At 69.6% G+C, this 26742-nt stretch carries 19 protein-coding genes and 1 riboswitch; of the genes, 8 read left to right on the top strand and 11 right to left on the bottom strand.

The features are described 5' to 3' along the window. Window positions 1–41: 41 nt before the first annotated feature. Window positions 42–2756, bottom strand: coding sequence for a TonB-dependent receptor (locus AC1PLR_RS17440; RefSeq protein WP_481103626.1), 2715 nt, complete (start codon window positions 2754–2756; stop codon window positions 42–44). Window positions 2757–2826: 70 nt separating this feature from the next. Here AC1PLR_RS17440 and AC1PLR_RS17445 point away from each other — a divergent pair, with 70 nt between their 5' ends. Then, window positions 2827–3003: a hypothetical protein gene (locus AC1PLR_RS17445; RefSeq protein WP_481101797.1), complete on the top strand. Its 177-nt coding sequence runs from the start codon at window positions 2827–2829 to the stop codon at window positions 3001–3003. Between the two features lie 201 nt (window positions 3004–3204). On the opposite strand, the gene AC1PLR_RS17450 is transcribed toward AC1PLR_RS17445, so the two are convergent. The 5 genes from AC1PLR_RS17450 to AC1PLR_RS17470 all read right to left on the bottom strand — a co-directional run bounded on the left by AC1PLR_RS17450 (window position 3205) and on the right by AC1PLR_RS17470 (window position 12256). Next, the gene (locus AC1PLR_RS17450) at window positions 3205–5148 is read right to left on the bottom strand and encodes a lipase family alpha/beta hydrolase (protein ID WP_481103627.1); all 1944 of its coding nucleotides are present in this window, start codon (window positions 5146–5148) and stop codon (window positions 3205–3207) included. A gap of 2 nt (window positions 5149–5150) precedes the next feature. Next, on the bottom strand, window positions 5151–6131 hold the full coding sequence (locus AC1PLR_RS17455) for an Lnb N-terminal periplasmic domain-containing protein (protein ID WP_481103628.1): 981 nt from the start codon (window positions 6129–6131) through the stop codon (window positions 5151–5153). A gap of 59 nt (window positions 6132–6190) precedes the next feature. After that, on the bottom strand, window positions 6191–6766 hold the full coding sequence (locus AC1PLR_RS17460; protein ID WP_010342178.1) for a TetR/AcrR family transcriptional regulator: 576 nt from the start codon (window positions 6764–6766) through the stop codon (window positions 6191–6193). Window positions 6767–6848: 82 nt separating this feature from the next. Then, window positions 6849–9563 carry a phosphoenolpyruvate carboxylase gene (gene ppc, locus AC1PLR_RS17465; protein ID WP_481101798.1) on the bottom strand — a complete coding sequence of 905 codons (2715 nt, stop codon included), beginning with the start codon at window positions 9561–9563 and terminating at the stop codon, window positions 6849–6851. 161 nt (window positions 9564–9724) lie between these two features. Then, complete coding sequence (locus AC1PLR_RS17470) at window positions 9725–12256, bottom strand: S9 family peptidase (protein ID WP_481101799.1); 2532 nt, start codon at window positions 12254–12256, stop codon at window positions 9725–9727. Window positions 12257–12387: 131 nt separating this feature from the next. Then, window positions 12388–12487: riboswitch (S-adenosyl-L-homocysteine riboswitch) on the top strand. Window positions 12488–12520: 33 nt separating this feature from the next. On the opposite strand from AC1PLR_RS17470, the gene ahcY reads away from it, so the two are divergent. From ahcY to AC1PLR_RS17485, 3 genes are all read left to right on the top strand, one after another. Further along, window positions 12521–13966 (top strand): adenosylhomocysteinase, encoded by a 1446-nt coding sequence (gene ahcY, locus AC1PLR_RS17475; protein WP_152235560.1) that lies wholly within the window; start codon window positions 12521–12523, stop codon window positions 13964–13966. A 259-nt stretch (window positions 13967–14225) separates the two neighbouring features. Beyond that, window positions 14226–14510, top strand: a complete 285-nt coding sequence (locus AC1PLR_RS17480; RefSeq protein ID WP_153751547.1) for a CopG family ribbon-helix-helix protein — start codon at window positions 14226–14228, stop codon at window positions 14508–14510. Between the two features lies 1 nt (window position 14511). After that, on the top strand, window positions 14512–14811 hold the full coding sequence (locus AC1PLR_RS17485; RefSeq protein WP_153751548.1) for a type II toxin-antitoxin system RelE/ParE family toxin: 300 nt from the start codon (window positions 14512–14514) through the stop codon (window positions 14809–14811). A 358-nt stretch (window positions 14812–15169) separates the two neighbouring features. On the opposite strand, the gene AC1PLR_RS17490 is transcribed toward AC1PLR_RS17485, so the two are convergent. Next, complete coding sequence (locus tag AC1PLR_RS17490; protein ID WP_481103629.1) at window positions 15170–15931, bottom strand: class I SAM-dependent DNA methyltransferase; 762 nt, start codon at window positions 15929–15931, stop codon at window positions 15170–15172. 529 nt (window positions 15932–16460) lie between these two features. Here AC1PLR_RS17490 and AC1PLR_RS17495 point away from each other — a divergent pair. The 3 genes from AC1PLR_RS17495 to AC1PLR_RS17505 are packed head-to-tail and all read left to right on the top strand — an operon-like array spanning window position 16461 to window position 19457. Continuing rightward, a complete protein-coding gene (locus tag AC1PLR_RS17495) occupies window positions 16461–17852 on the top strand; it encodes a cytochrome P450 (protein WP_481101800.1) in 1392 nt (463 codons plus the stop codon). Beyond that, entirely contained in the window at window positions 17845–18759 is a 915-nt protein-coding gene (locus tag AC1PLR_RS17500) for a sulfotransferase domain-containing protein (RefSeq protein WP_481101801.1), read from the top strand. Before AC1PLR_RS17495 ends, AC1PLR_RS17500 begins: the two co-directional genes overlap by 8 nt. After that, a complete protein-coding gene (locus AC1PLR_RS17505; RefSeq protein WP_481101802.1) occupies window positions 18756–19457 on the top strand; it encodes a sulfotransferase family protein in 702 nt (233 codons plus the stop codon). The genes AC1PLR_RS17500 and AC1PLR_RS17505 overlap by 4 nt, the downstream gene beginning before the upstream one ends. Before the next feature lie 12 nt (window positions 19458–19469). Here the strand turns inward: AC1PLR_RS17505 and AC1PLR_RS17510 are convergent, their stop codons facing one another. The 4 genes from AC1PLR_RS17510 to AC1PLR_RS17525 form a co-directional block, all read right to left on the bottom strand. Further along, window positions 19470–20243 (bottom strand): TorF family putative porin, encoded by a 774-nt coding sequence (locus AC1PLR_RS17510; protein WP_481103630.1) that lies wholly within the window; start codon window positions 20241–20243, stop codon window positions 19470–19472. A 5-nt stretch (window positions 20244–20248) separates the two neighbouring features. Next, window positions 20249–22792 (bottom strand): methyl-accepting chemotaxis protein, encoded by a 2544-nt coding sequence (locus AC1PLR_RS17515; RefSeq protein WP_481101803.1) that lies wholly within the window; start codon window positions 22790–22792, stop codon window positions 20249–20251. A gap of 500 nt (window positions 22793–23292) precedes the next feature. Further along, window positions 23293–23850, bottom strand: a complete 558-nt coding sequence (locus AC1PLR_RS17520; RefSeq protein ID WP_481101804.1) for a DUF3228 family protein — start codon at window positions 23848–23850, stop codon at window positions 23293–23295. Between the two features lie 160 nt (window positions 23851–24010). Continuing rightward, window positions 24011–24949 (bottom strand): M14 family metallopeptidase, encoded by a 939-nt coding sequence (locus AC1PLR_RS17525; protein ID WP_481101805.1) that lies wholly within the window; start codon window positions 24947–24949, stop codon window positions 24011–24013. A gap of 332 nt (window positions 24950–25281) precedes the next feature. Here AC1PLR_RS17525 and AC1PLR_RS17530 point away from each other — a divergent pair, with 332 nt between their 5' ends. Further along, on the top strand, window positions 25282–26652 hold the full coding sequence (locus AC1PLR_RS17530) for an alpha-amylase family protein (protein ID WP_481103631.1): 1371 nt from the start codon (window positions 25282–25284) through the stop codon (window positions 26650–26652). Window positions 26653–26742 lie beyond the last annotated feature (90 nt).

The raw sequence follows: 26742 nt of genomic DNA on the forward strand, positions 1-26742 counted from the left end.
GTGCGACGGGTGGCGACGTCCAGCGTGCGCAAGCGCCCGCTTCAGAACGTGTACTTCACGTTCAGCAGCGCGGTGCGGCCGGCATCGACGATGTCGGAGATCGCGGTGCTGTTGTGGCCCACGTGCGCCCAGTAGCTCAGGCGGTTGGTGAGGTTGGCCACCGACAGGTCGGCGCGCAGATGCTCGTTGAAGGTGTAGCCCACGTGCAGGTCCACGCGCGTGATCGGCTTGACCCACAGGTCGTCCCAGGTCGCGCCACGGTTGTAGTAGTCGTACACCGAGACGTATTCGCCGGAGTAGTGGTAGGCCAGGTTCACCGACAGCGGGCCCTTCTCGTAGAACAGCTCGGCGTTGGCCATCAGGTCCGGCGCGTTCTGGATGCGCTCGTCGTGGAAGCCGTCCATGCCCAGGTCGACGCGGGTGGTCTGGCGGGTGACGTTGGCGCCGATGCCGAAGCCGTCCAGCGGTGCCGGCATGCCCTGCAGGGTCTGCCGCACCGCGGCCTCGAAGCCGAGCACCTTGCCATCGCCGCCGTTCTGCGGACGCACATAGCGCACGTTGCCGGCGCCGGTGCTGGTGCCGGCGTTGGCCGGATCCGAGCCGCTCTCGTAGATGTAGTCGGTCAGGCGCTTGTAGTAGCCGGCCAGCATCGCGTGGCCGCCATGGCCGTTGTCCCACTCGCCGGACAGGTCCACGTTGAGCGACTTGATCGGCTTCAGGTCCGGATTGCCCTCGGTGATGACCGTGGTGCCGTCGCTGGAGACGTCGTAGTTGGCGCCACCGCCGAGCTGCACCAGCGCCGGCCGGGTGTAGCTGGTCCACACCGAGGCGCGGTACACCGCACTGCCGTCGCCCGGGCGGTAGTTCAGGAACACGCTCGGCAGCGGCACGTCGTAGCTGGTGTGGTTGCTGCTGAAGAAACCGGGCAGTTCGTTGCCCTTGGCGTCTTCGGGCATGGTCCAGAAGGTGTTGCGGATGCTGGTGTGCTCGAAGCGCACGCCCGGGATCACCTCCAGGTCGCCGCTGCGGAAGGTGGCCATCGCATACGCCGCGGTCACCGCCTCGTCGCCACGCATGGTCGCGCAGTTCTGGTTGTTGATCGCCAGGCTGCCGCAGGTGTCGAAGCTGGCCGCGGTCAGGTGCTGGGCGATCATCGCCTTCAGCCCGCCGTTGCTGAGCTTGACCGTCGGCCACGCGTACTTGCCCGGATACACCGAGTCGTACTGGCCGACCACCAGGCCGGTGTCGCGCAGCAGGGTGCCATCGGTGAACTTGCTGTTGGTCCAGTCGCGCGATGTGAAGTCGCGCGAGCTGTCGACGTACTTCACGCCGAACTGGAGGTTGCTCAGCGCGCCCTGGTCGAAGTCGTAGCGCACGTCGAACTTGGCGCCGCCCTTGGTCTGGCCGCTGTAGGACTTGGTCAACTGGCCGTAGCGGCGCGCATACAGGCTGCCGATGTCGCTGGCCTTGGCCTGCAGCGCCGGGGTCAGCAGCGGCTTGGGGAAGCCTTCGCTGTCGTAGCCGGAGAAGGTGCTGGCGCCGCCGTACGGGAACTGGGTGGAGGCGTACTGGTCCACGCGTGCGGAAATCTCCACGTGGTCCGGGCGATCGTTGTCGCCGTAGCTGTAGAACAGGTTCGGCGACAGCGTCCAGTTGCCCAGTTGCTTGTCGGCGCCGAACTGGAAGGTGGCCAGGTCCGCCACTTCCGGATTGGTCTCGTACCAGTAGCGCACCGCCACGCGGTTGATCTGCGGCTGGTATACGCCGGTGGTGCCGATCTGCGCCAGGCTCACGTTGGCCGGCACCAGCTGGGTGTAGCCGGTGTTCTGCTCGGTCTTGGCGTAGGCATAGGTGGCGCGCGCGTACAGCTGCAGGCTCGGGTCGACGTGCCAGTCGAAGGACACGTTGCCGCCGTAGCGCGTGGTGTCGCCGGCGGAATAGCCGATGTTGGCGCCGGTGGCCATCAGCAGGTCCTGCGGATCGTAGCCGGGCGCCGGCTGGCCGCTGGCGTCGGTGCGCGAGAAGTAGCGCTTGTTCCAGTCGCCACGCGAGGCGGCGGCGTTGGCCACTTCGCTGTTCACGTAGTGGCGTTCGTCGTAGTACGCGCTGGTGTAGATGCCGAACTGGTTGTCGGCGCCGAACTTGGCGTGGAATTCGCCGGCCGCGCCCTTGCCCAGGCCGTTGTCGCCGTAGTCGCGCGCACGGCTTTCCATGCGCCCGCTGGCGGTGACGCTGCCGCCCATCGCCTCGCTGTAGTCGAAGCCGCTGGGGGTGCGGTAGTCGATGGTGCCGCCGATCGCGTCGCCGTCCATCGCCGCGGTGGAGGTCTTGTTCAACACGATGGTCTGCAGGCCCGACGGCGGCAGCAGGCTCAGCTGCACGCTGCGGCTGTAGGGCAGGCCCTGGGCGACGTTGACGCCGTTGATCAGGTTGACGTTGTACTCGGCGTTGAGGCCGCGCACCGAGGCGAACATGCCCTCGCCGCGCGCGGCGCCGTCGACGCCGCCGAAGTACGACTGCCCGGTGTTGACCACGTTGACGCCCGGCAGCAGGCCCAGCGCCTCGGCGATGTTGTGCACGGCGGTGTACTTCAGGTCCTCGGCCGACAGCACGTTGGCCGTGTTGGTCGCCGCCATCTGCATGTCCGCGGCGTTGTAGCGGGTGACGGCGACGGTGATCTTGTCCAGGGTCTTGGCGCTGGCGTCGGACGCGGCGGTCTGCGTCTCCTGCGCATCCTGCGCCTGGGCCAAGGCCATCGGCGCGACACCGAGCAACGCTGCGGCGATCGCCAGTGACAGGCGTTTTTGAAGATGGATCGAGTGCGACATGAAAAATCCAAACGTAGGCGCGGCCAACGGAACGCGCCGCAGGCCGGGCATGGAGGGGAGAGAGGCCGTGATCGTGTTCACGGCGGCGCGCATTGTTCGGGTTGGTGGCTGCAATTTCGTGACAACGATGTCATCGGCAACCATCGACGGACAATTCGACGCGTTTCCTGCGTAATTCGGCACAACCGCAGCGATGCGTCGACGCTGCGATGCGGGTATGGCACTGCGGAGAAGGCGATGGGTTAGGTGTTCCCGCCCGATGCGCCGCGAAGCGATCGTTGGCGCTGCATCGCGCCTCTCCGGGCGTGCACGGCGGCAACGCGATGCCCTCGGCGCGCGCGACGACGGCGCGTGCAACCGCCCGTCGCGGGCATCGTCACCGCGTCGCGGTGGCGTCCATCTGCAATTGCGCATGCAGGATGCGGCGGATCTCCAGGATCGCCTGCGGCGTCTCCTGCACGCTGTGGCCCGAGGTGATCACCAGTTCGGACACTGCGCCCGGCAGGTGCGCACTGCGGTACGGCACCAGCCCATCGTCGGAGGCGACCAGCGGCACCGCCGGATCGCGGCGAGCGATGATGGTGTGGTAGCGCACCGCCGGCGCGATCGGCAGATCCGCCGCCGCGCGCACGAACGGATCGGTGTCGCGCAGGTTGTCGATGCTGTTGGGCACGCGCACCGGCGCGCCATCGGGGCCGTCGATCCCCTGCAGCAAGGTGTTCAGGCGATCGAGCAGCGTCACCGGCAGGCGCACCAGGCGCCCGGCCAGGCGCCCGAGCCGCCCTTCGGCGAAGGCGGTGCCGCGTTGCGGCGCGGCGATGAAGATGGCGCGGTCCACCTCCGGCAATGGCGCGAAGCGCAGCAGCGGCTGCAACTGCGCCAGCGCCTGCGGGTCCAGCGGGCGCCGGCCGGTGCGTGCGCCGATCAGGTCGTTCCACAGCGTGTCGCCGGAATCGCTGACCAGCAGGCGCCCGATCACCCCGCCCATGCTGTGGCCGATCAGGACCATGTGCTGCGAGGCCGGCGCCTGCCCGGGCGGATCGAAATGGCGCAGGGTCTGCTGCAGCAGCGTGGCGATCTGCGCACGGTTCCAGGCGATCGGCATGTTGGTCGGGTAGTAGACCTGCCAGATCTGGTAGTGCCGGCGCAGTTGCTCGTCGCCCATCAGTTCGTTGGCGACGTTGACCCAGGCCTCCGGACTGCTGGCCAGGCCGTGCAGCATCAGGATGATGCGTCGGTCCGGATCGTACGGCTGCATCAGGTACAGATGCGGCTGGTCGATGCCATCTCCACGGCCGAGCATCGAGCGCAGCGACTGCCGGGCGAAGCCGGCGCGGGCCAGCCACAGGCCGTAGGCGGCGGTAAAGTTGGCCGCCAGCGGCAGGCGCTGGCCGTGTACCTCGACCTCGCCGTCGCGGTACGGATCGTAGGGCGCGACCACCACGCTGCGGGTGTCGAGTACCTGCGCCAGGCTGTCGCCGTCGAAGCGCAGCAGCACCGTGGTCGGCGCATACGGCATTTCGCTGAACGCTGGCGCGTGCGGGTCCGGCGCGCCCTTGGCGGCGGCCGCCGCGGTCGGGTCGCCGACCTTGGCCGGCGCGATCTCCGCGACCAGTTCGGCGCCGAAGCCGTCGCGCCGGTAGGTGCTGCGCAGGCCATCGAAGCGCAGCGTCGACGCCGGCAGCATCGCGTCCGGCCGCGCCACCCCGCCGGGCAGGCGGAAGCTGCCCATGTCCGCGCGCACCTGCCAGCCGGCCGTGCGCAGCGCGTCGTCGTCGTGCAGCTCACCGCTGGCGCTGCCGGCGCGCCAGCGCAGGAACAGTTCGCCGACCGCCTGCTGCACGGCGTAGTTGTAGTAGTCGCGCACCTGGGTCTGCCGATCCTCGAAGGCGCGCGCGCTGGCCGGGCGCGGGGTGTAGAACAGATAGGCGTAGGCGTAGCGCGCCGCCTCCAGCCACGCCTGCAGCGTCGCATCGTCCAGCGCCCTCGCCTGCCGCGGCGTGCGCGCATTGGCCACATGCACCCACAGCTCCGACAGGGTCGCCAGCCGCCGCTCCTGGTCCAGCCCCTGCAAGGCGCGCAGTTGCGTGGCGCAGGCAGGAACGTCCGCCTCGCAGGTCTTGGGATCGAGCGCGAGGACGCGCAGCGTCTCCAGGCTGGCATCGCTGAGCCTGCCGGTGCTGAGCACATCGCCGCGCTGGGTGGCGATGTAGTCGGCGGCGCTGCGCGACTGCACGCTGACCATCGCGCAGCCGCTGCCGAGCAGCGACGCGGCAGCCAGCAGCGCGGCGCCCGTGCACCGCGCAAGACGTGCGCGCAGGGTCATGGCCTGGACGCGGGGTCGTCGCCGGGAATGCCGGCGCGGATGCGCGCGGAAAAATCGGCGCCGGCGCCGGCCGCGCGGGCGCGTTCGCCGATGCGGCCGCGCGCGCGCAGCGTGGCCAGGCTGTAGCCGGGCACGAAGCCGTGCTGCACGTAGACGTAGGACGGCAGGTAGCCGGACAGCAGCAGGCGGATGTCGAGCGGCAGTGCGGGATCGAGCTTGCGCGCCAGCTCGAACACGATGGTGGTGCAGTTGCTGGTGGCGGTGTTGTAGAACCGCGGCGTGCGCTGCAGTTGCTGCGCCCGCGCCACGTAGCCGAGGAACAGTTGGCGCAGTTGTGCGCGCGAGAGGTTGAGCCGGTACAGGTACACGTCCTCGCCGCGCACGTTGCTGCGCACCGCCAGGATGTCGCGCTCGTCGGCGGCCACCATCACCTGCTCGAAATTGCGGAAGAACCCGGCCAGCGCCGAGAACGCCTCGTCGCGCTCCTTGCGAATCTCCAGCGAGAACACCACGCGGCGGCCGTCGTCGAAGCCGAACGAAACCAGGGTGTGGGCGATCGCCGGCCCCATCCAGTACGACAGCGCCAGGTCCGCCGAGGCCAGCCGCTCCAGGTCGTAGCGGCGCGTCTCCCAGCGCGGGGTGTAGTCGTGGTCGCTGCGCCAGGCGAAGTTGCGCACGTTGTGCAGGGTCACCACGTGCCCATCCACCTGCGGCTCCAGCAACTGCGCGACATCGTCGGCCCAGTCGCGGTTCTGCTGCGGCTGCAGCGCCGACCAGCCCACCGCCATGCCCGCACAGCCCAGCGCGAACAGCAGCGGCAGCACGCGGTACTCGCGCGGATGGCGAAGGCCCCACAGCGCAGCGGCGCCCAGCGCGGCCCACAGCAGCGCCGAGCCGTAGCGCACCACGGCGCCGGTGTGCGGCAGATAGGCCAGGAACAGCGCGCCCCACAGACTGGCGGCCAGCACCGCCAGCATCGCCACGGCGCGCGCCAGCCGCCACGGCCAGGCGCGTCGGCGCGTGGCGCTGTCGGCGCTCACAAGTCCGCCGCCGCCGCGGGCGTGGCCAGGGCGTGGCACAGCAGGCGGCAACCGCGTTGCGCCAGCGCCTTGCGTTCGGCCTCGTCGCTGCCGCGCTGGCAGGCGCCGAGCATGTCCATCGCCAGGGCCAGATCCTCCTCGCCCAGGTCCGCACGGCACAGGCCGGCGGCGATCGCACGCTGCAGGAACGGCAGCAGGATCGCCATCGCCCGCGTATGCGCCGCGTCCATCATCGGATGCTCGCGCGGCAGCGACCGCCAATAGTCGGCCAGCGGCGCCGACATCGCGATGTGTTCGGCGACGTCGTACATCAGCAGGAACAGCCCGTCCGGCCGCGTGCCGATTTCGCGCGCGCAGCCCTCCAGGCCGTCCAGGCCGCGTTCCAGCAGCGCCGCCATCAGTTCGGTGCGGTCGGCGAAATGACGGTACAGGGTGGCGCGGCCGAGGCCGGCGCGCTCCACCACCAGCTCCAGCGGCGCCAGCACGCCGTGCTCACAGAACACCTCGTCGGCGGCGTCCAGCAACAGGCGGCGGCGGTGGGCGGTATCGGCTCGCATCTCCATGCGCGGCATTATCGGACAATTTTGTCCGCCCGCAAGCGGGTGGCGACGGGCGGCCGCCGGCAGCGACCGGCGGCGCCTTGTGGCATCGGCCTCAACCGGTGTTCTGCACGCCCTGGGCGACGCCATTGACGCAGGCCACCAAGGCACGCAGCAGCTCCTCGTCCTCGCCGTCGGTGGCGCGCCAGCGCTGCAGCAGGTCCACCTGCAGCACGCTGATCGGGTCGATGTAGGGATTGCGCAGGCGGATCGACAACGCCAGGCGCGGGTCGTGCTGCAGCAGCGAGGCCTGCCCGGTCAGCGCCTTCACCCAGCCCTTGGTCAGCGCCAGTTCGTCGCGGATGCGCGGAAAGAAGCGCGCGTGCAGCGGCCCGGACAGGCGCGAGAACATCTCGGCGATGTTGAGGTCGCCCTTGGACAGCACCATGGCGATGTCGTCGAGGAAGGTGCGGAAGAACGGCCAGTCCGCGGCCATCGCGCGCAGCGCATCCTCGTGGCCGGCATCCACCGCCGCCTGCAGGCCGCTGCCCACCCCGTACCAGCCCGGGATCACCGCGCGCGCCTGGCTCCAGGCGAATACCCAGGGAATCGCCCGCAGGTTGGACAGCGCCGCATCCTGGCCCAGCCGGCGCGACGGCCGCGAGCCCAGGGTCATGCGCTCGATCACGTCGATCGGCGTGGCCAGGCGGAAATAGCGCATGAACTCGGCATCGCCGACGAAGCCGCGGTACGCCTGGCTGCTGTGCTCGGCGACCAGGTCCATCACCGGCCGCCAGCCGGCCTCGCGCGCGTCGGCCGCGCGCGGGCGCAGGCTCGACAGCAGCACGGCGCCAGTCATCTGCTCCAGCGAGCGCAGCGCCAACGCGCGGATGCCGTACTTGCGGTGGATCACCTCGCCCTGCTCGGTCACGCGCAGGCGCCCGTCGACGCTGCCGCGCGGCGCCGCTTCCAGCGCGCGCGTGGTCTTGCCACCGCCGCGCACGATCGAGCCGCCGCGGCCGTGGAAGAAGGTCAGGCGGATGCCCAGCTCGGCCGCCGCCTCCAGCAGTTCCACCTGCGCGCGCTGCAGGCCCCAGCGCGAGGCGGCGATGCCGCCGTCCTTGCCGCTGTCCGAATAGCCGAGCATCACCATCTGCACGTCGTCGCGCGCGGCCAGGTGGCGGCGGTAGACCGGATCGGCCAGCAGGTCGCGCAGGGTCGCGGTGCCGCCGCGCAGGTCGTCCACGGTCTCGAACAGCGGCACGATGTCCAGCGGCACCGCACCTTCGGCATCGACCAGGCCGCCGCGGCGCGCCAGCGCCAGCACGGTCAGCACGTCGGCGCGGTCGTGCGCCATCGAGATGATGTAGCTGCCCAGCGCGTCGGCGCCGTGCCGCGCGCGCGCATCGGCGAGCGCGGCGAACACCGCGTCCAGCCGCGCGTTGCCGTCGTCGTCGGCCGCCGGCAGGGTCTGCTCGCCGCTGGCGTAGGGACCGAGCAGGCCTGCGCGCTCCTCCACGGCACGCGTGTCCCAGTCCTGCGTGTCCAGCGCGGCGGCGACCGCGCGCGCGTGCACGCTGGACTCCTGGCGCACGTCCAGCCGCGCCAGGTGGAAACCGAAGCTGCGCACCCGCCACAGCAGGCGCCGCACCGCGAACCAGCCGGCGTGCAGGCCCTTGTTGGCCTGCAGGCTGTCCAGGATCAACTGCAGGTCGCTTTCCAGTTCGGTCGGCGCGACATAGGCGCCGGGCGCGTCGTCCAGGGTGGCCTGCAGGCGCGCGCGCATCAGGTCGTTGAGCAGGCGGTAGGGCATGTCGCCATGGCGCGGCCGCGAGCGCGCCGCCGCCTCCGGCAACAGTTGCCGGTAACGCTCCAGTTGCTCCAGCAGCGGTGCGCTCACCGCGACCAGGGTGGTCGACTGGCTGAGCAGGCTGGCCAGCTGCCACAGCTCCTTCAGATAGCGCTCCAGCACCGCGCGCCGCTGCGCGTCGAGGGTGGCGGTGATGGTGGCGGCATCGACATTGGGGTTGCCGTCCATGTCGCCGCCGACCCAGGTGCCGAAGCGCAGCAGCCGCGGCAGGGGCAGCGCCTGCCCGTAGGTCTGCTCGATGGCGTGCTCCAGGGTCTCGTACATCACCGGGATCACCCGGTACAGCACCTGGGTCAGGTAGAAGCCGACGTGCTCGCGCTCGTCCTCCACGGTGGGGCGCACCGGCGAGGAATCGGCGGTCTGCCACGAGGCGGTCAGCGCCATGCGGAAGCGCGCCGCGTCGGTGGCGCGCTCGCCCGGGGTGCGCAGGCCGTCGAGGTTGTCGACCAGGCTGGCCACCATCAGCTGTTCCTTCTCCAGCAGCGCGCGCCGCACCGCCTCGGTCGGGTGCGCGGTGAACACCGGCTCGACGTCGATGCGCGGCAGCCAGTCGCGCAGTTCCTCGATGCCGACGCCCTGCGCCTTGAGCCGGCGCAAGGCGTCGAGCAGGCCGTCCGGCTGCGGCGTGTCGGCGCTGCTGCGCTGGTAGTCGCGGCGGCGGCGGATGCGGTGCACGCGCTCGGCGATGTTGACCACCTGGAAATAGGTACTGAAGGCGCGCACCAGCGCTTCGGCATCGCGCGGCGCGCGGCCGGCGAGTTGCTCGCTCAGCGAAGACAGCGGCGCGGCGCGCTCGCGGCGTGCGATCGCGGTGGTGCGGATGCGTTCGATCTCGTCGAGGAACTGCGCCGAGACCTGTTCGGCGAGCAGGTCGCCCACCAGGGCGCCGAGCCGGCGCACGTCGTCGCGTAAGGGAAGGTCGGGCGTGGCGAAGGCGATGCTGCTGCGGGACTCGTTCATCGGGAAACGCATGGCTCGGCAGTGGGGGCGCCGCAAGCCTAACCGAAAAGGGCGCGCGCTCCCGTCGCCCGTGGCGACGGTTTCAAAGCGAACCATTTGCGCGGTCCCACGGTGTGCTGTGCCACGGCCGCGCACGCGTGCGGCCGTGGCACAGGCGCGGCTCAGTGCGACGCGGCTCCGGCCGCGGCAGGCGTAGGCGCCGGCCCCAAATAGGTGCGCAGCCAGCGCTCGCTCTCGGCCAGCATCTGCAGCACCGATTCGCGTGCGCGGTAGGCATGCGCCTCGTTGGGCAGCATCACCAGCCGCGCGGTGCCGCCGTTGCCCTTGATCGCCGCGTACATGCGCTCGCTCTGGATCGGGAAGGTGCCGGAGTTGTTGTCCTCGGCGCCGTGGATCAGCAGCAGCGGATCCTTGATCCGGTCGGCGTAGTTGAACGGCGACATCGCCTGGTAGACCGGCTGCGCCTGCCAGTAGGTGCGCTCTTCGGACTGGAAGCCGAACGGGGTCAGCGAGCGGTTGTAGGCGCCGCTGCGGGCGATGCCGGCCTTGAACAGGCGCGTGTGCGCGAGCAGGTTGGCGGTCATGAAGGCGCCGTAGGAATGCCCGCCGATGGCGATGCGATCGCGATCGGCGACGCCGCGCCGCACCACCTCGTCCACCGCCGCCTGCGCATCGGCGACCAGTTGCTCGACATAGGTGTCGTTGGGTTCGCGCGCGCCCTCGCCGACGATCGGCATCGACGGGTCGTTGAGCACCGCATAGCCCAGCGCCAGGAACGCCTGCGGCCCCCAGTAGCCGATCGCGTTGAAGCGGTACGGCGAGTCGGTGACCTGGCTGGCGGCGTCGGCGGATTTGAACTCGCCCGGGTAGGCCCACATCAGCATCGGCAGCGGGCCGTCGCGCTTGGCGTCGTAGCCTGGCGGCAGCAGCAGGGTCGCGGTCAGTTCCACGCCGTCCTTGCGCCGGTAGCGGATCTGCTCCTTGTGCACATCGCGCAGCTGCGGCGTGGGATGCGGGAAGCGGGTCAGCGCCACCGGCTCCGCGTCCGCACGGTCGAGCCGATAGAAGTTGCGCGGCTCCTGCGGCGTCTCGCGGGTGATCAGCAGGCGCTGGCCGCTGTCGTCGAGCAAGGCCTGCGGCACCGCGTAGTACGGCGCCTGCGACTGGAACAGACGGGTGCTGTGCCGCGTGTCCAGATCGTAGCGATCCAGGAACGGCCGGTCGCCCTGCGGCGAGGCGCCTTCGCCGCGCAGGAACAGGCTGTGGCCGTCGGCGGCGATCAACAGGCGCGGGTTGCCGGCCGCATCGCGCTCCGTCACCGGCGTGCCCGGATCGGCGTAGCGGTCTTCCTGCGACCGCTGCACCAGCAGCTGCGGCGCCTGCGCGGGGTTGTCCGGTGCCACGCGCCATTGCCTGGTCTGCCGCGTCTTCCACCAGAACTCGTCGATCAGCGCCAGGTCGCCGCGGCCCCAGAAAATACCGGCGAAGCGCGACTGCAGGCGCGCCAGCGTCACCGGCGGCGCGGTAAACGGCGCCGCCTGCATCAGCACCGCGTCGCGCACCGCCGCCTCGCGCGCCGGATCGCCACCGTCCTGGGCCTCGGCCCAGACCAGGGTGGCCGGGGCGTCGCTGCGCCAGTCGATGTCGCGCACGCCGGTGCGCACCGCATCGTTACCGGTCGGCAGGCCTTCCACCAGCGGCAGTTGCGCCACCGTGTGCACCGGCTTGCCGGCGCGGTCCAGCACCTCGATGGTGCGCGGGAAGCCGCTGGCCGGCACCAGGTAGGAGAACGGCCGCTGCAGGCGCTGCGCCAGCAGATAGCGGCCGTCCGGCGACGGCGCCAGCGACAGGTACAGGTCCGGGGAGGCGATACGCTGCTGGTGCCCGTCCACATCGACCAGCGCCGGCTGCGCGCGCAACTGGTAGTCGAACTGGCGCGCGTCGGCCTCGTTCTTCAGCAGGTCCTGGTAGGTGCGCAAGGCGGTGGCGCCGCCACCGGCGGTCTGCTGCACCGCCGGCCCGGTCGGCACCGCATCGGTGGGCGGCGCGGCGCCCTGCTCCGGCGGCTGCAGCAACACCAGCAACTGACGGCTGTCCGGCATCCACGCATAGCCCTCGCCGGACACGGTGTTGAGCCGCTCGGCGACCCGCCGCGCCCGCAGCGCGGCGATGTCCACCACCCACAGCTCGTTGGCGCCGCTGCGCGCATCGACGCGGTTGAAGGCCAGATGCCGCTGGTCCGGCGCCCACGCCATGCCGGCGATCGACAGCGGCGACGGCAGGCCCTCGATGCGCAGTTCGCTGCCGTCGGCGATGCGCAGCAGCCACAGCTTGTCGCCGAAAGCGAAGCGGCTCTGCGAACGGGTGCGCGGATGGATGCGCAACCCGGCGAGCTTGAGTTCCGGCTGCGCGACCTGAGCGATGCCGGGCAATGCGGGCAACTGCAGCATCGCCGCCAGATCGCGCCGCGGGCTCAGCGACAGTTGCGGCGGCCGCGGCGCATCGACGATGGCCTGCAGCGGCGCCGACGGCACCTGATAGCCGCTGTCGGCGGCATCGGCGGACGCGGCGGCGGACGCAGGTGCCGGGGTGGCCTCCGCCGCGGCGCTGCCGGCCGCCGCCAGGGCCGCGCACAGCAGGCCGCAGACCGGGCCGGCCACGCGGCGGCGCCCACGCACTGTGATCTGGTTCATCTCTCCCCTCTCCTTCCATCGATCGAACCGACGACGGTAGCAGGGCCGGCGCCGCCCGCCCCCTGTCGATGGTTGGGCACGGGCGCGTGTTCAAGCGCCGCACGTGGCAGCCGCTATAATCGGTTACCCCTTGCGCCGAGGGGCGCTGCGACCGGATCGAGACCGGATTCCCCGTCTCCAGACCCGGCCAGGCTCGGCGCGAGGCTTGAGCGACAACGGCGCCCGGACTTCGCGAGTTTCTCGCCATTGACCGGAGCTTTATCGATGAACGCTGCACTCAAGAGCTTTTCCACCGAGGGCGACTACAAGGTCGCCGACATCAGCCTGGCCGACTGGGGCCGCAAGGAATTGGACATCGCCGAGCACGAGATGCCGGGCCTGATGTCGATCCGCCGCCAGTACGCCACCGCCAAGCCGCTGGCCGGCGTGCGCGTCACCGGCTCACTGCACATGACCATCCAGACCGCGGTGCTGATCGAGACCCTGAAGGACATCGGCGCCGACGTGCGCTGGGCCTCGTGCAACATCTTCTCCACCCAGGACCACGCCGCCGCGGCGATCGCCGCCACCGGCACCCCCGTGTTCGCCTGGAAGGGCGAGACCCTGGAGGAATACTGGGACTGCACCCTCGACGCGCTGACCTTCACCCTGCCCGACGGCACCCAGACCGGCCCTGAGCTGGTGGTGGACGACGGCGGCGACGTGACCCTGCTGATCCACAAGGGCTACGAACTGGAGAACGGCGCCAAGTGGGTGGACGAGCCGTCCTCTTCGCACGAGGAGCAGGTGATCAAGAACCTGCTCAAGCGCGTGGCGGTGGAGCGCCCGGGCTACTGGACCCGCGTGGTCAAGGACTGGAAGGGCGTCTCCGAAGAGACCACCACCGGCGTGCACCGCCTGTACCAGCTGGCCGAAGCCGGCACCCTGCTGATCCCGGCGATCAACGTCAACGACTCGGTGACCAAGAGCAAGTTCGACAACCTGTACGGCTGCCGCGAATCGCTGGCCGACGGCCTCAAGCGCGCGATGGACGTGATGCTGGCCGGCAAGGTCGCGGTGGTGTGCGGCTACGGCGACGTCGGCAAGGGCTCGGCGCACAGCCTGCGCGCCTACGGTGCCCGCGTCATCGTCACCGAGATCGACCCGATCTGCGCGCTGCAGGCGGCGATGGAAGGCTTCGAGGTCAACACCGTCGAGGACACCCTCGGCCAGGCCGACATCTACGTCACCACCACCGGCAACAAGGACATCATCCGCATCGAGCACCTGACGCAGATGAAGGACCAGGCCATCGTCTGCAACATCGGCCACTTCGACAACGAGATCCAGGTCGAGGCGCTGTACAAGCTGCCGGGCGTGCAGAAGATCAACATCAAGCCGCAGGTGGACAAGTTCGTGCTGCCCAACGGCAACGCGATCTTCCTGCTGGCCGAAGGCCGCCTGGTCAACCTGGGCTGCGCCACCGGCCACCCCAGCTTCGTGATGTCCAACAGCTTCGCCAACCAGACCCTGGCGCAGATCGACCTGTGGCAGAACAAGGACAGCTACGAGAAACAGGTGTACCGCCTGCCGAAGAAGCTGGACGAGGAAGTGGCGCGCCTGCACCTGGAAAAGATCGGCGTGAAGCTGACCAAGCTCACCGACGCACAGGCCGCCTACCTCGGCGTGCCGGTCGACGGCCCGTTCAAGCCGGAGCACTACCGCTACTGAGCCATCGGCAGGACATCGCCAGGCAGACCAGAACGGGCGCCGCGAGGCGCCCGTTTTTTGTTTGATCGGCGCCGCAAGCGCGTGGGGGGAGAAGAGAGCTGGAAATCGTACGGAGCGAAAACCGCAGACATCGCCACCTTGCGCACTCCCTGCTGCAAGCGACCTTTTCCGACCAGTCGGCCGACGCGCCTGTCCAGCAAGGCCATCTGTACCACACCTGTGCTACATTGATTCCACACCAATCGCCTGGAGCTCCCCAATGAGCACCACCACCATCCGCCTGCCGGACGCGCTCAAGGCCCGCGTCGCCAAGGCCGCGGAAGCGGCCGGCACCACCTCGCACAACTTCATCCTGGAAGCCATTGCCGAGAAGGCCGAGTTGGCCGAGCGGCGCGTCGACTTCCATGCAGAGGCCGAGCGCCGTTGGGGCGAATTTCTCGAAACCGGCGAGAGCATTCCCTGGGACGAGATGCGTCGCTATCTGATGGAACGCAGTGAGGGCAAGCACACTCCTCCTCCCGCCCCCCGCAAGTTCGCGAAATAGCATGGCGCACGTCGAGTTCCTGCCCTCTGTCAACGAGGATCTACGGCGCATCATCGGCCATCTGGAACAACACGAAGCCGAGCATATCCAAGAGCGTCTGAGCGAGATCGTCAGCGCATCGAACGTGCTGACGAACAATCCGCTGATCGGCCGGCTGACGCGCCATGATCTGCGTGAACTGGTGATTGGCCAAGGCGCTCAGGGATATATTGCCCTCTACCGATACGTGGTGGCGCTGGATACCGTCTTTGTCCTGGCGATCCGCGCACAACGCGAGGCAGGCTATGCACGCGATGCATGAAACCGGGGCCGGTGCCCACGCCGACCTGGTCCATGCGGTGCTTGCCTGATTTGCTGTCACTGCCTCCCATGGCGCGGGCTAGCGCAGCACTTCGCAACCGAGGATGGCATGCTGGGTGTTTCCCGCCGTAACTGGCGATCGCGAAGCCAAGCACCCGTGCCGGGTCGTAGCACGGGCGTCGACCAGACCAGACACGATGCGCGCGGCTGCAGGCGCGGTTCGCCTAGACAGCAACGGGATAGCCTAGTCCGGCAACGGCATGGCCGCAGGCGCCGAATGCGACAAGGTTCAGCGGCTTACGACGTCGCCACTCGCAGACCGGACATCGCTGTCCAGCGCTTACGACGGCGCGAATCTCTCAGGCCGTGCGCTCACTGGTCGGTGCATACACCGAAATCTGGATGCGGCTGCGCGCGTGGTACGGCGTGCGTGCCCAGTCGCTCCAGCGCGCCTCCAGGCGCAGGCCGGCGATCTGCGCCATCAGATCCAGTTCCGATGGCCACACGTAGCGGCGGCGCTCGCTGAAGATGCGCGTGCCGGATTCGCCCAGTACCACCACGCGCTGGTCGATGCGCTGCTGCAGCGGATCCGGCTGCGAGCACACCAGCATCACTGCGGCGCCGTCGCCGTCGGTGTCCGGCACGTCCAGCACCTGGCTGACCTTGCCGCCGCCTTCGAACACCTCTGCGCCCGGCACCGCGCTCTGGATCAGCAAGCGCCCGTCGGGCGCCAGGCAGCGCGCCGCATTGACCACGCACCGCAGTTGCTCGGCCTGGCTCAGCAGATAGCCGAACGCACCCACCGCATAGATCAGGCCGAACGGCCCGGACACCGGCATGTCGGCAAAATCGGCGCAGACCAACTGCAGGCGGTCGCTACCGGGTTTGGCACGCAAAACCTCAAGCATCGCCGGGGAATTGTCGATACCGGTGACCGGCACATCGCGGTGCGCAAGCGGCAAGCCGATGCGGCCGGTTCCGATGCCCAGTTCCAGCGCCGCACGGCCCGCGGCCAGTTCGGCCAGCACGTCGACGCACTGCTGCGTAGCGGCGGCAGGCCAGCGATCGTAGATGCGATCGTAGATCGCGGCCAGGCGATCGTACTCGTGGGTCACGGGCATCCGCAGCCACTCGTTGCCGAATTGGCGCGACGATAGCACGCAGCGATCGCGACGCAATGGCGCACGCACGGCAGCGACGCCGACGGCAAACGCGGCGACGCGATCCGATCGCTTGGGACGCAAGGTGCTCGGCGAAAAATGACAAGAATATTGCAGTTGGCGGCGCTTCAGTCTTTCGCTTGCGTCGCCGTAGTCGAGCGAGGAAGCTTTCTGCGCGCCTGCCACAGGCGGCAGGCGCGACGATCGCAACAGAGTCCCCCGTTCAATCAGGAGTATCGCCATGAAGCGCCTTTTTGATTCGCTGTCGCGTTGGGTACAGAGCCTCGGTGGCAACAGGCTCGGCTACATCTACACCTACTGACTTCCCGCCACCGTTGCGTGGCATTCGCGTGCGAGAGGGGGCGATCCGTCCCCCCTCTCTTCGGCACTCGGCGCATTGCATGGCCACGCATGCGTTCGCCATCGGTCCCATGTCGCCTTCCGCATCGCGGTGCACCGTGCCTTCATGCTTCTTCGTGCAGGTGAGTGCGTGACACAGACGCAACGGTGTCCGCCCGGTCCGCGTGGGCATTGGGCGTTCGGCAACCGGCAGGCCTTCGCGCACGATCCCCTCGACTTCCTGCAGCGCTGCGCACGCGAACATGGCGACGTGGCGCGGATCGCCGAGCGCACCTACCTGCTGGCGTCGCCGGCAGCCATCGCGACCGTGCTGGGCGACGACGGCAGCCTCTATGCCAAATCCGATCCAGACCCACGCGCGCGGCGTGCTGCATTCCCGGCCTCGGTGATGAACAGCGAGGGCGAGGCCTGGCGACACAAGCGCCAGGCATTGCAGCCCGCATTCCGCGCCGGGCTGGTCCGCGACTATGCCGGACAGGCACTCGCGGCCACGCAGGCGCTGCTGCAATCGGGCGACGACAACGCGCATGCGCAGGACCTGCGCCTGACGATGACGGCGCTCTGTGCGGAACTGGGCGCCGGCTTCCTGCTCGGCGATGCGGTGCACGCACCCGCGCTGCTGCAGATGCTGCCGATGGTCGACGCGATCCTGCAGCAGACACGCACGCCATCCGCAGCGCCGGCCTGGTGGCCGAGTGCCGGCAAGCGCCGTCTGCGTGCCGCGCGTAGCGCACTGGACAGCGCACTGACGCAGATCCTGGCATCGCCGTCTCCGCCAGGCGTGGACGCCTCGGTGCTGGACCTGCTGCGGCGCGACGATCCACAGGGTCAGGGCGACTGGTGCCGCGATGAGACGGCGGCGATGCTGATGTCGGCACTGGAACCGATGGCGGCTGGCCTGACCTGGACGCTGTTGCTGCTGGCGCAACATCCGTCGATCGCGCAGGCGGTGGCGGAGGAAGCCGATGTATTGCCCGACATCGGCAACGCGTCCACCACGGCAGGCGACGACACTCTTGTCGAACACCTGTCACTGACCCGCGCCTGTGTGAAGGAAGCCATGCGCCTGTATCCGCCGGCATGGATGACCGCGCGCATCGCGCAACGCGACACCACGCTGGAGGGATTCGCGGTGCCGCGCGGCACGCAGTTGATCGTCAGCCAGTGGGTGGTGCAGCGCGATCCGCGCCACTTCGCCGCGCCGGAGCGCTTCCTGCCGACGCGCTGGCTGGATGCCGCGCACACGCCAGCGCGCTACACCTACTTTCCGTTCGGCGGCGGCCCGCGCAGCTGCATCGGCACCCAACTCGCGCTGGTGCAGATGACCGTGGTCGTGGCGGGCCTGTTGCGCGAGCGCACGCTGCACCTGGCGGCGGATGCGCAGCCGCGGCCGTTCCCGGCGCTGGTGCTGCGCCCACTCGACGTCCGCATCGCGCTGCGGCCACGCATCACTACCCATGGCCGTCGGTCGCATGACACGACATCACCCCACCCTCTTGCCCCGGACGCCCCGCATGGCTGACCTCGCCGCCTTCGCCAAGACCCGGGAATATCCCAACCGCTTCTTCGATTCCGCCGCCTGGAACGAACTGGAGTTCCGCGACGGCGACATCGTCATCGCCAGCTACGCCAAGGCCGGCACCACCTGGCTGCAGCAGATCGTGGCGCAACTGCTGTTCGAAGGGGCGGCCGACGTCGACGTGTCGGCGATCTCGCCGTGGTTGGACGGCGTGTACCCGGACCGCGCCAGTAAGCTCGCGCTGCTGCAGGCGCAGACCCACCGGCGTTTCATCAAGACCCATCTGCCGGCCGATGCGCTGGTGATCAGCGACCGCGCCAAGTACCTGTACATCGGCCGCGATGGCCGCGACATCGCGCTGAGCCTGTACGACCACCAGTGTGCGGTCAGCCAGGATGCGCAGGCGCGCCTGGATGCCGGCGCGGCCGAACCGGGCAAGATGCGCGTGGTACCGCCGCCGAGCCTGCCGGTGGACGCCTACGTGGCGCATTGGCTGGCCCACGACGGCGCGCCGTTCTGGCCGTTCTGGGAAGGCGTGCGCAGCTGGTGGCAGCAGCGCGCGCAGCCGAACGTGCTGCTGGTGCACTACGCCGATCTGCTGGTGGATCTGCCCGCGCAGGTGCGACGCATCGCCGCGTTTCTCGAGATCCCGATACGTGACGCCACCTGGGACACGATCCTGGCGCACTGCCAGTTCGACTACATGCGCCAGCACGCCGCGCGCTACGTGCCGCAGGGCGCCGGGCTGTGGCGCGAAGGCGGCAAGGCCTTCTTCAACCAGGGGCGCAGTGGCCGCTGGCGCGCGCTGTTGCCGGCGGCCGTCGCTGCCGACTACGTGGCGCGTGCGCAGGCGGAACTGGGCCGCGAGGCGGCGCAGTGGCTGGCGCAGGGCGCCGGGGCGACGCCATGAGCCTGCGCATCATCGGCGCCGGCCTCGGCCGCACCGGCACCCTGTCGCTGAAGCTGGCGCTGGAGCATCTGGGCCTGGGCCGTTGCTACCACGCCATGGAACTGGCTGCGAACCTGCGCCAGGCCTTGCCGCGATGGGATGCGGCGCTCGACGGACAGGCGGACTGGGACACGCTGTTCGCAGGCTACACCGCCACCGTCGATTATCCCGGCTGCTGCTTCTGGCGCGAACTGGTCGCACGCTATCCGCAGGCCAAGGTGATCCTGACCGTGCGCGATGCCGATGCCTGGTTCGATTCGGTACGCAACACCATCTTCGCCAGCGACCGCCGCGTGCCGGCGCTGTTCGGCCCCGACGGCCAGCGCCTGAGCCAGTTCCTGCGCCGCGACTTCGCCACGCGCATCGACGATCGCGGCTTCATGACCGACTATTTCCAGCGCTGGAACCAGGAAGTGATCGCCAACGTGCCGGCGCATCGCCTGCTGGTCCTCGACACCGACACGCAGACGGGCTGGGAACCGCTGTGCGCCTTCCTCGACGTGCCGGTGCCGGCGCAGCCGTATCCACGCGTACATGCGCGCAGCAGCAGCGCCCAGGCGCGTCCGCTGCCCAGCGACCCGGCGCAACGCGAACAACGCCTGCGCGACTACCTGGACCGGCTCGCCGTGGAGGCGTTCGCGCCGCCAGCCGATGGCTGAGCGCGCGTCCGGCTACAGCGAAAAACTGCGCTTGATGGTGAACGACCAGGCGCCGTCGATCGGGTTGGAGACATGCACCCGGCCTTCGCCGTCCGCCACGCCGGTGGTGTAGCGACGATAGACGCCGGCGCTGTTCCAGGCCCGTGCGTAGCTCAAACCGAATTCGGTGCCGCGCCAGGTGCGGCTCACACCGAGACGCGCATCGGTCCAGCCGTAGTCGGCGAAGTTGCGCACGTGCTGGTGGCCCGCATGCACGCTGGCCTGCCAGTCCGATGCCAGCGGCAGCGTGGCGTCCAGGGCTAGATAGCCGGAGCCGCGCGAGTGCCGGCCCTGGCCGACACCCAGCGTGGCGCTGTTGTAGCCGAAGTAGTCGCGCGTCCAGGTGCTGGCGTAGGACAGTTCCAACGTGCGCCAATGCCCGGCGACGATGGCCTCGCCGTAGTCGTAGCGCGTGCCGCTGGCGCTCATGCGTGCACCGGGATAGGCATAGTGGTAGACGCCGGCACGCCAGCCCCAGTCGCCGCGACTGGCCGCGTAGCCGGCGTACACGTCCCACTCCACGTGCCCGCCTTCGATGAAGTACGGGCTCACCCCCGACGCCCAGGTGCCGGCATACCAGCCGCTGTCCGCGGCCACGTCCAGCCCGCCCTGCAACACCGGCCGGCCCCAGCTCTGCTCGAATCCGCGCGAGACGTAGTTCGAGGTCGCGGCCAGGTTGGCGCTGGCGGTGCCGGCCCAGGCCGGTACGGCGACGCCCAGCGCCAGCAGCAGCGCGGCGCTGCGCATGGCCCTCACGACACCACCTCCAGCCGCGTCCGGCCCGGCGCGGCCAGGCGGCCCGATGCGGGCGCGGCAAGCTTGAACAGCGCCACCGCGCGCTGCAGTTCCCCGGCCTGATCCTCCATCGCCCGCGCCGCCGCCGTGGCTTCCTCGACCAGCGCGGCGTTCTGCTGGGTCACCTCGTCCATCTGCACGATGGTCTTGCCCACCTGTTCGATGCCGGCGCTCTGTTCCTGCGAGGCGGCGGCAATCTCGCTCATGATGTCGGTGACCTGGCGCACGCTGGCCACCACCTCGCGCATGGTGTCGCCGGCGCCGTTGACCAGCTCGGTGCCATCGTCGATCTTGCCGACCGAGGCGTCGATCAGGCCCTTGATCTCGTGCGCCGCGGTCGCCGAGCGCTGGGCCAGCGCGCGCACCTCGCTCGCCACCACCGCGAAACCGCGGCCCTGCTCGCCGGCACGCGCCGCCTCCACCGCGGCATTGAGCGCCAGGATGTTGGTCTGAAAGGCGATGCCGTCGATGACGCCGATGATCTCGGCCATCTTCTTCGACGCTTCGGCGATGCCGGACATGGTCTCCACCACCTGCTCGACCACCGCGCCGCCGCGCGAGGCCACGCTCGCGGTGTCCTGCGCCAGCCGATTGGCCTGATGCGCATGCGCGGCGTTTTGCTTCACCGTGGAGGTCAGCTCCTCCATCGACGCGGCGGTCTCTTCCAGGTTGGCCGCCTGCTGCTCGGTGCGGCGCGACAGGTCGTCGTTGCCGGCAGCGATCTCGCTGGCGGCGGTGTTGATCGCGGTGGTGGCGTGCTGGATGCGGCCGACGATACCGGTCAACTGCTCCACGGTGGCATTGGCGTCGTCGCGCATCTGCGCGAACACGCCATGGAACTCGCCATGCATCCGCGCGGTGAGGTCGCCCCGGGCTACCGCGCGCAACAGCGCCGACAAGGCCGAGAGGTTGCCCTCGGTCAGCTCCATCAGCCGGTTCAGCCCGACCACCATGCCGCGGAATTCGTACTGGAAGCGCTCGGCGTCGCCGCGCCGGGAGAAATCGCCGGAGGCCGCGGCCTGCGCCAGTTCGGTGATGGCCTGGTTGATCGCCTGCAGGCTGCGCTTGGTAGTGCGCATCGCCTCGGTGATCGCCGCCTTCTCGCCCGGCAGCGCCTCCATGTCCACCTGCATGTTGCCGATCGCGTACTGCGACATCACCTCGACCAGGCGTCGCTGCACGTCCACGTGCGCGGCGACCAGCGCATTGGTGCCATGGACCATCCGGCCGTACTCGCCGGGGAAGCGCGCGGCGTCCATCCGGTAGCTCATCTCGCCGGCGTCGTGGCGCTGCGCCATCTCCGCCTGCGCCTGCATCACCGCCTGCAGCTGCGTCTGCATGCTGCCCATCGCCTCCAGCAACTGGCCCAGTTCGTCGTCGCGACGGTGCCGGACCTGGCTGTCCAGGCGTCCGGCGGCGACCGCGGAGGACACCCGCACCGCCTCGGCCAGCGGGTCGAGCACCTGCCGGCGCAGCAGCAGGTACAGCGCGCCGCTCAGCAACAGCGCCGAGAGCAGGCCGACCGCGGCGATGGTCCACAGCAGCGCACGCGCCTTGGCCATCACCAGCGCATACGGCACCGAGATGCCCAGCGCGAACGCCTGCGGCGCATCGCCGATCTTCAGCGGCACGAACACATTCAACGCATCCTCGCCATCCGCACGATGATGGTCGAACACCACATGCCCCTTGGCCACGCGCGCCAGCATGTCCTTGGACCAGGCGTCGTTGCGGGTCTTGCCGACCTGCTGCGGATCGCGGCTGGCCATCACCATGCCCAACGGCGACAACAGGCTGGCATGGCCCTCGCCCATCGGCCGCAGCGCGGCGATGCGCTGCTGCAGGGTATCGAGGGTGAAGTCGACGGTGACCACGCCCAGGAAACGCCCGTTCTCCAGGATCGGCGTGGCCAGCGTGGTCATCAGTGTGTCCTTGCCGGCCACCGGGTAGTAGTACGGCTCGATCACCACCGGCTTGTGCGTGTTGCGCGCCAGCAGGTACCAGTCGCCGTCGCCCGGCTTCTCGTAGTCGCGCAGCGCCTCGCGCACCAGTTGGCCGTTCTGCCGCGACCACCAGGTCATGTAGCGGCCGGTGGCGTCGTGGCCCTCGGCACCGACGAAGCCCTTGTCGTTGCCGTCGAACGCGTCCGGCTCCCACATGGTGCTGATGCCCAGCCACTGCGGATGTGCATCGAGCTGGCTGCGCAGCACCGCGGTGGCGGTGGCCCGCGACAGGCCGCCGGCGCCATGCTGTACGCGGAAGCTGTTGGCCAGCGCCTCGCTGGCGTCGAAGGCCACGCCGATCTCGCGCGACACGCGCTGCGCTTCCAGTTGCGCCAGGTTCTCGATGCTGGTGCGCGAGGTCGACAGCAACGCATCGCTGCTGCGCCAGTAGATGATCATCGCGGTCAGGCCGAAACAGGCCAGCGCGAGCAGGCCGGTACCCAGCATCAGGCGTTTGGCGACGCTGCCGCGACGGCGATGCGGCGACGGAGTGGACATGACAACTTCCTTGGCGGGGGGAGGGAATGCGGTCGCGGGGAACGCGCCGCGCGGCACAGCCCACCGCGGCGCACGGCGCGAGCGCGCGTGTCCGTTGCCGATGACCTGCTGCCCGGGACGCCTTCCCCACCGGCCACGACGCGCCGCCGGAAATCGCTTCCCGGCGCTGCTGCGTGCGGCCCACCTTCTCGCTATCGTCCCGTCGTGCGCAAACTTGATGGTCTTCCCGCGAGAGCCGGATGAACGGACATGGCTTCGCCGTGAAAGTGGTCAATAGCGCGCTGTTTACGCGCGTGCGCCAATGAACAGGCATGCACACTGATGCAGCACGGCGTTGCCGGCTTCGGCAACGTACACACGCAGCAACAGAGACGTAAGCGCGCATGGAGCAGCCATAGGCACTCGCGCCTGCGTTGTGACCGGCGATGCATGCATCATCGTCGCGGGCTCATCGATGCTTGCGCGCGCCCAGTTCGCTGGGCGCAAACGGCGCGTAGCGCTTACGGCCGCCAGTTGGCGTTGTGCTCCCAGAACGCCACGCTGCGCCGGTAGGCGTCGCGATCCAGCGGCACGCCGGAGCCGCCCTCCTCCACGCCCAGCGCATTGCGCAGCATGGTGATCGGCGCCATCGGGATTTCCTGCGGCTCGGCGGTGTACAGGCAACCGACCACGCCCCAGTCGGCCTCGATCGGCGCGCCCTCGTGGGCGAGCTGTTCGCGGCTGTAGAGGATCGGCAGCAGGTAGGCGGCCACCGGCGGCTCGACGCCTTCGAACCAGCGCACCAGCACAGGGAGCTCCTCGCGGCTGCGCGCCTCGTAGCCGGAACGCAGCAGGCGCCGGTTGGCGTCGGTGATCGGCACGGTCAGGCAGCGCGTCGAGGTCCAATTGCGGTGCACGTGCAGCTTGCAGAACGGCGCGTAGCCGTCGAGCACCTGCAGCGGCGCGTTGGCGTTGAGATGCTGCTCGAACTGCTCCGGCGTGCAGTCCTGGATCGCATTGCGACGTCCGTCGCGCGGGAACAGGCGGGTGCGGGCGAACGGCGTGAGGACGATGGACATGGCATGCATGGCGAACGAGGACGGACAAGCGTAGCGCGCGGCAGGGTCGGTGCCCACCGCGGCCGGCGCATCCGAGCGTGCGGAAGCCCGACGTAGGAGCGGCTTCAGCCGCGATGGGCGTTACCGGTAAGGCAACGCGGCTGAAGCCGCTCCTACACGGTCATGCATCACATTGCGACGACGGATGCGCCAACGCGTAGTCGATCGCCGCGCGCACCGCCGCCACCTGCGCGGCGTTGCACTGCTCCGGCGTCGCGCTGGCGCTGTCCGGATACACCTCGGTGGTGGTGGTATAGCGCGCGTCGGTGATGCCCGCGCACAGGCCCAGCCGCTTCACCGGATAGTTGATGACCCCCGGTGCCGCCAGCGGCGTGCCGATCAGTTCGCCCGCGGCGTCGGCCGGCGCGATATGGGTGACCTGTGCCACCGCGGCCAGGACTGCCTGCTGGAAGGCCGGCTGCGGATTCTCGCTGTCGCCGACCAGGTAGAAGCCATCGGGAATGCCGCCCGGCGCGTAGTCGACGCCATCGCGCGCGGCCAGCGCCGGACGGAATTCGGACTCGTCGCTGTCGGTGGTCTCGTGCAGATCGATGTGCATGCGAACGTGCTCGCGCAACGGCGCGACCAGGCGCAGCAACGCCGCCGATTCCTGTGCCGGACTGTCGGCGCGGAACGAACGGTTGGGATCCAGCGCATCGGCGTTCCAGCGATGGATGCGCTCGTACGCCCAGGGGCTCACGCACGGCGCCACCAGCACGTTGGCGCGGCCGGCGTAGTCCCCGGCATGCTGCTGCGCGAACTGCAGCGCGCCGTGCACGCCGCTGGTCTCGTAGCCATGCACGCCGCCGGTGACCAGCATGCACGGCAGCGCCGCGTTCCAATCGCGGCTGCGCAGCGCCAGCAGCGGATAGCGCTCCTGGGCGTAGGCCAGTTCACCGTATTCGACCAGCTCCCACGGCCCACGCAAGCGCTCGATGGCCGCCACCACCTCGTCCTGATAGCTGCGCCGGCGCGGTTGCCCGGCCAGCCACGCCGCCTTCTCGGCGGCGCCCCAGGGCACGCCGGGGGTTCCGATCGGATAGAAGGCTGCGCTGGTCATGATGCGGCTCCGCGTCGACAGGTGAGGGCGGCGACTGTAGCAAAGCGCAGGGGCCGCGATGCGCTATGTGCCACGAACACCGCGCTAGCGGTACCTCGTTGCGGAAGCGGATGCCGATCCCGCTTTCGCGCGCTGTCGCCATGAATACGTATGTAGCGCGCGCATGTTGCGCCGCGATGCGCGCTTAGCATCCTCCCGCCGCACGCCAGCCCCGCGGCGAGGTCATGCCCCTGTCCTGCAGGCCCCCGCCTGCGCCCACGCAACGAGGAGATCGAACGATGCGCGTCCCATCCGCTGCAAATCGTCTGCTGCGCCTGCACCGCTGGCGCAGCCTGCTGGTCGGCCTGCTGCTGCTCCTGGCCACCGCCAGCGCCCAGGCCGACGTCATTCTGCATGCCTTCAACTGGCCCTACGCGACCGTGGAAGCGCGTGCCGCGCAGATCGCCGCCGCCGGCTACCGCAAGGTACTGGTGGCGCCGGCCTACCGCTCGCAGGGCGACGCCTGGTGGGCGCGCTACCAGCCGCAGGACATGCGCCTGATCGACAACCCGCTCGGCGACACCGACGCCTTCGCCAGCATGGTGCAGGCGCTGAAGGCCGCGGGCGTGGAGACCTATGCCGACGTGGTGCTCAACCACATGGCCAACGAAGCGGCCACGCGCTCGGACCTGAACTACCCGGGCAGCGCGGTGCTGGGCCAGTACGCCGCCAATCCGCAGCGCTATGCCGCGCTGCGGTTGTTCGGCGACCTCTCGCAGAATTTCCTCAGCGCCAGCGATTTCGGACCGGCGCAGTGCATCACCAACTACAACGACCCTTACCAGGTACGCACCTACCGCATCTGCGGCGGCGGCAACGATCCCGGCCTGCCGGATCTGGTCGGCAACGACTGGGTGGTACAACAGCAGCGCAACTACCTGCTGGCCTTGAAGGAGCTGGGCGTCACCGGTTTCCGCATCGACGCCGCCAAGCACATGACCTTCGACCATCTGAACAAGGTGCTCGATGCACAGGTCCGCTCCGGCGTGCTGGTGTTCGGCGAAGTGATCACCGGTGGCGGCAGCGGCAACTCCGACTACGACCAGTTCCTGGCGCCGTATCTGCAGGCCACCCCGCACGCGGCCTACGACTTCCCGCTGTTCAACTCGGTGCGCAATGCCTTCGCCTACGGCGGCAGCATGGACCTGCTGGTCGATCCGGGCGCCTACGGCCAGGCGCTGCCGGGCGCGCGCGCAGTGACCTTCGCCATCACCCACGACATCCCCAACAACGCCGGCTTCCGCTACGCGATCATGGACCCGGTCGACGAAACCCTGGCCTACGCCTACCTGCTCGGCCGCGACGGCGGCGTGCCGATGGTGTACTCGGACAACAACGAGAGCGGCGACAACCGCTGGGTCAACGCCTACCAGCGCGACGACCTCAAGCGCATGGTCGGCTTCCACAACGCCGCGCAGGGCCGCGACATGCAGGTGTTGGCGCACGGCGACTGCTACCTGCTGTTCCGCCGCGGCGACCTGGGCATTGTCGGCATCAACAAGTGCGGCACCACCGTCACCGCCGCGGTGCCGATGAACGGCAGCGTGCTGCGCTGGAACGTCGACTACACCGATGCGCTGGGCTCGGGCAGCGTGGTGCGCATTTCCAGCGGCAACTACACCTTCAGCCTGCCGCCGCGGCAGGCGCGGATGTGGAAGCGCTGAGCGTCCGCATCCAGCCGGCGCGCCCAGGTGGGCGCGTCGGCGTCGTGCCGACCTGGCCCGCGTGGTCCCGCGGCTTCGGCGCGGCGCCGG

The sequence above is a fragment of the Xanthomonas sp. NCPPB 3570 genome (assembly GCF_056725115.1).

Bases quoted from the DNA above. Each gene is read 5' to 3' on its own strand.
- AC1PLR_RS17440 (WP_481103626.1), bottom strand. From the start codon at position 2,756: ATGGCCTTGGCCCAGGCGCAGGATGCGCAGGAGACGCAGACCGCCGCG.
- AC1PLR_RS17445 (WP_481101797.1), top strand. From the start codon at position 2,827: ATGAAAAATCCAAACGTAGGCGCGGCCAACGGAACGCGCCGCAGGCCG.
- AC1PLR_RS17455 (WP_481103628.1), bottom strand. From the start codon at position 6,131: ATGCTGGCGGTGCTGGCCGCCAGTCTGTGGGGCGCGCTGTTCCTGGCC.
- AC1PLR_RS17460 (WP_010342178.1), bottom strand. From the start codon at position 6,766: ATGCCGCGCATGGAGATGCGAGCCGATACCGCCCACCGCCGCCGCCTG.
- ppc (WP_481101798.1), bottom strand. From the start codon at position 9,563: ATGAACGAGTCCCGCAGCAGCATCGCCTTCGCCACGCCCGACCTTCCC.
- AC1PLR_RS17470 (WP_481101799.1), bottom strand. From the start codon at position 12,256: ATGAACCAGATCACAGTGCGTGGGCGCCGCCGCGTGGCCGGCCCGGTC.
- ahcY (WP_152235560.1), top strand. From the start codon at position 12,521: ATGAACGCTGCACTCAAGAGCTTTTCCACCGAGGGCGACTACAAGGTC.
- AC1PLR_RS17480 (WP_153751547.1), top strand. From the start codon at position 14,226: ATGAGCACCACCACCATCCGCCTGCCGGACGCGCTCAAGGCCCGCGTC.
- AC1PLR_RS17485 (WP_153751548.1), top strand. From the start codon at position 14,512: ATGGCGCACGTCGAGTTCCTGCCCTCTGTCAACGAGGATCTACGGCGC.
- AC1PLR_RS17490 (WP_481103629.1), bottom strand. From the start codon at position 15,931: ATGCCCGTGACCCACGAGTACGATCGCCTGGCCGCGATCTACGATCGC.
- AC1PLR_RS17500 (WP_481101801.1), top strand. From the start codon at position 17,845: ATGGCTGACCTCGCCGCCTTCGCCAAGACCCGGGAATATCCCAACCGC.
- AC1PLR_RS17505 (WP_481101802.1), top strand. From the start codon at position 18,756: ATGAGCCTGCGCATCATCGGCGCCGGCCTCGGCCGCACCGGCACCCTG.
- AC1PLR_RS17510 (WP_481103630.1), bottom strand. From the start codon at position 20,243: ATGCGCAGCGCCGCGCTGCTGCTGGCGCTGGGCGTCGCCGTACCGGCC.
- AC1PLR_RS17515 (WP_481101803.1), bottom strand. From the start codon at position 22,792: ATGTCCACTCCGTCGCCGCATCGCCGTCGCGGCAGCGTCGCCAAACGC.
- AC1PLR_RS17520 (WP_481101804.1), bottom strand. From the start codon at position 23,850: ATGTCCATCGTCCTCACGCCGTTCGCCCGCACCCGCCTGTTCCCGCGC.
- AC1PLR_RS17525 (WP_481101805.1), bottom strand. From the start codon at position 24,949: ATGACCAGCGCAGCCTTCTATCCGATCGGAACCCCCGGCGTGCCCTGG.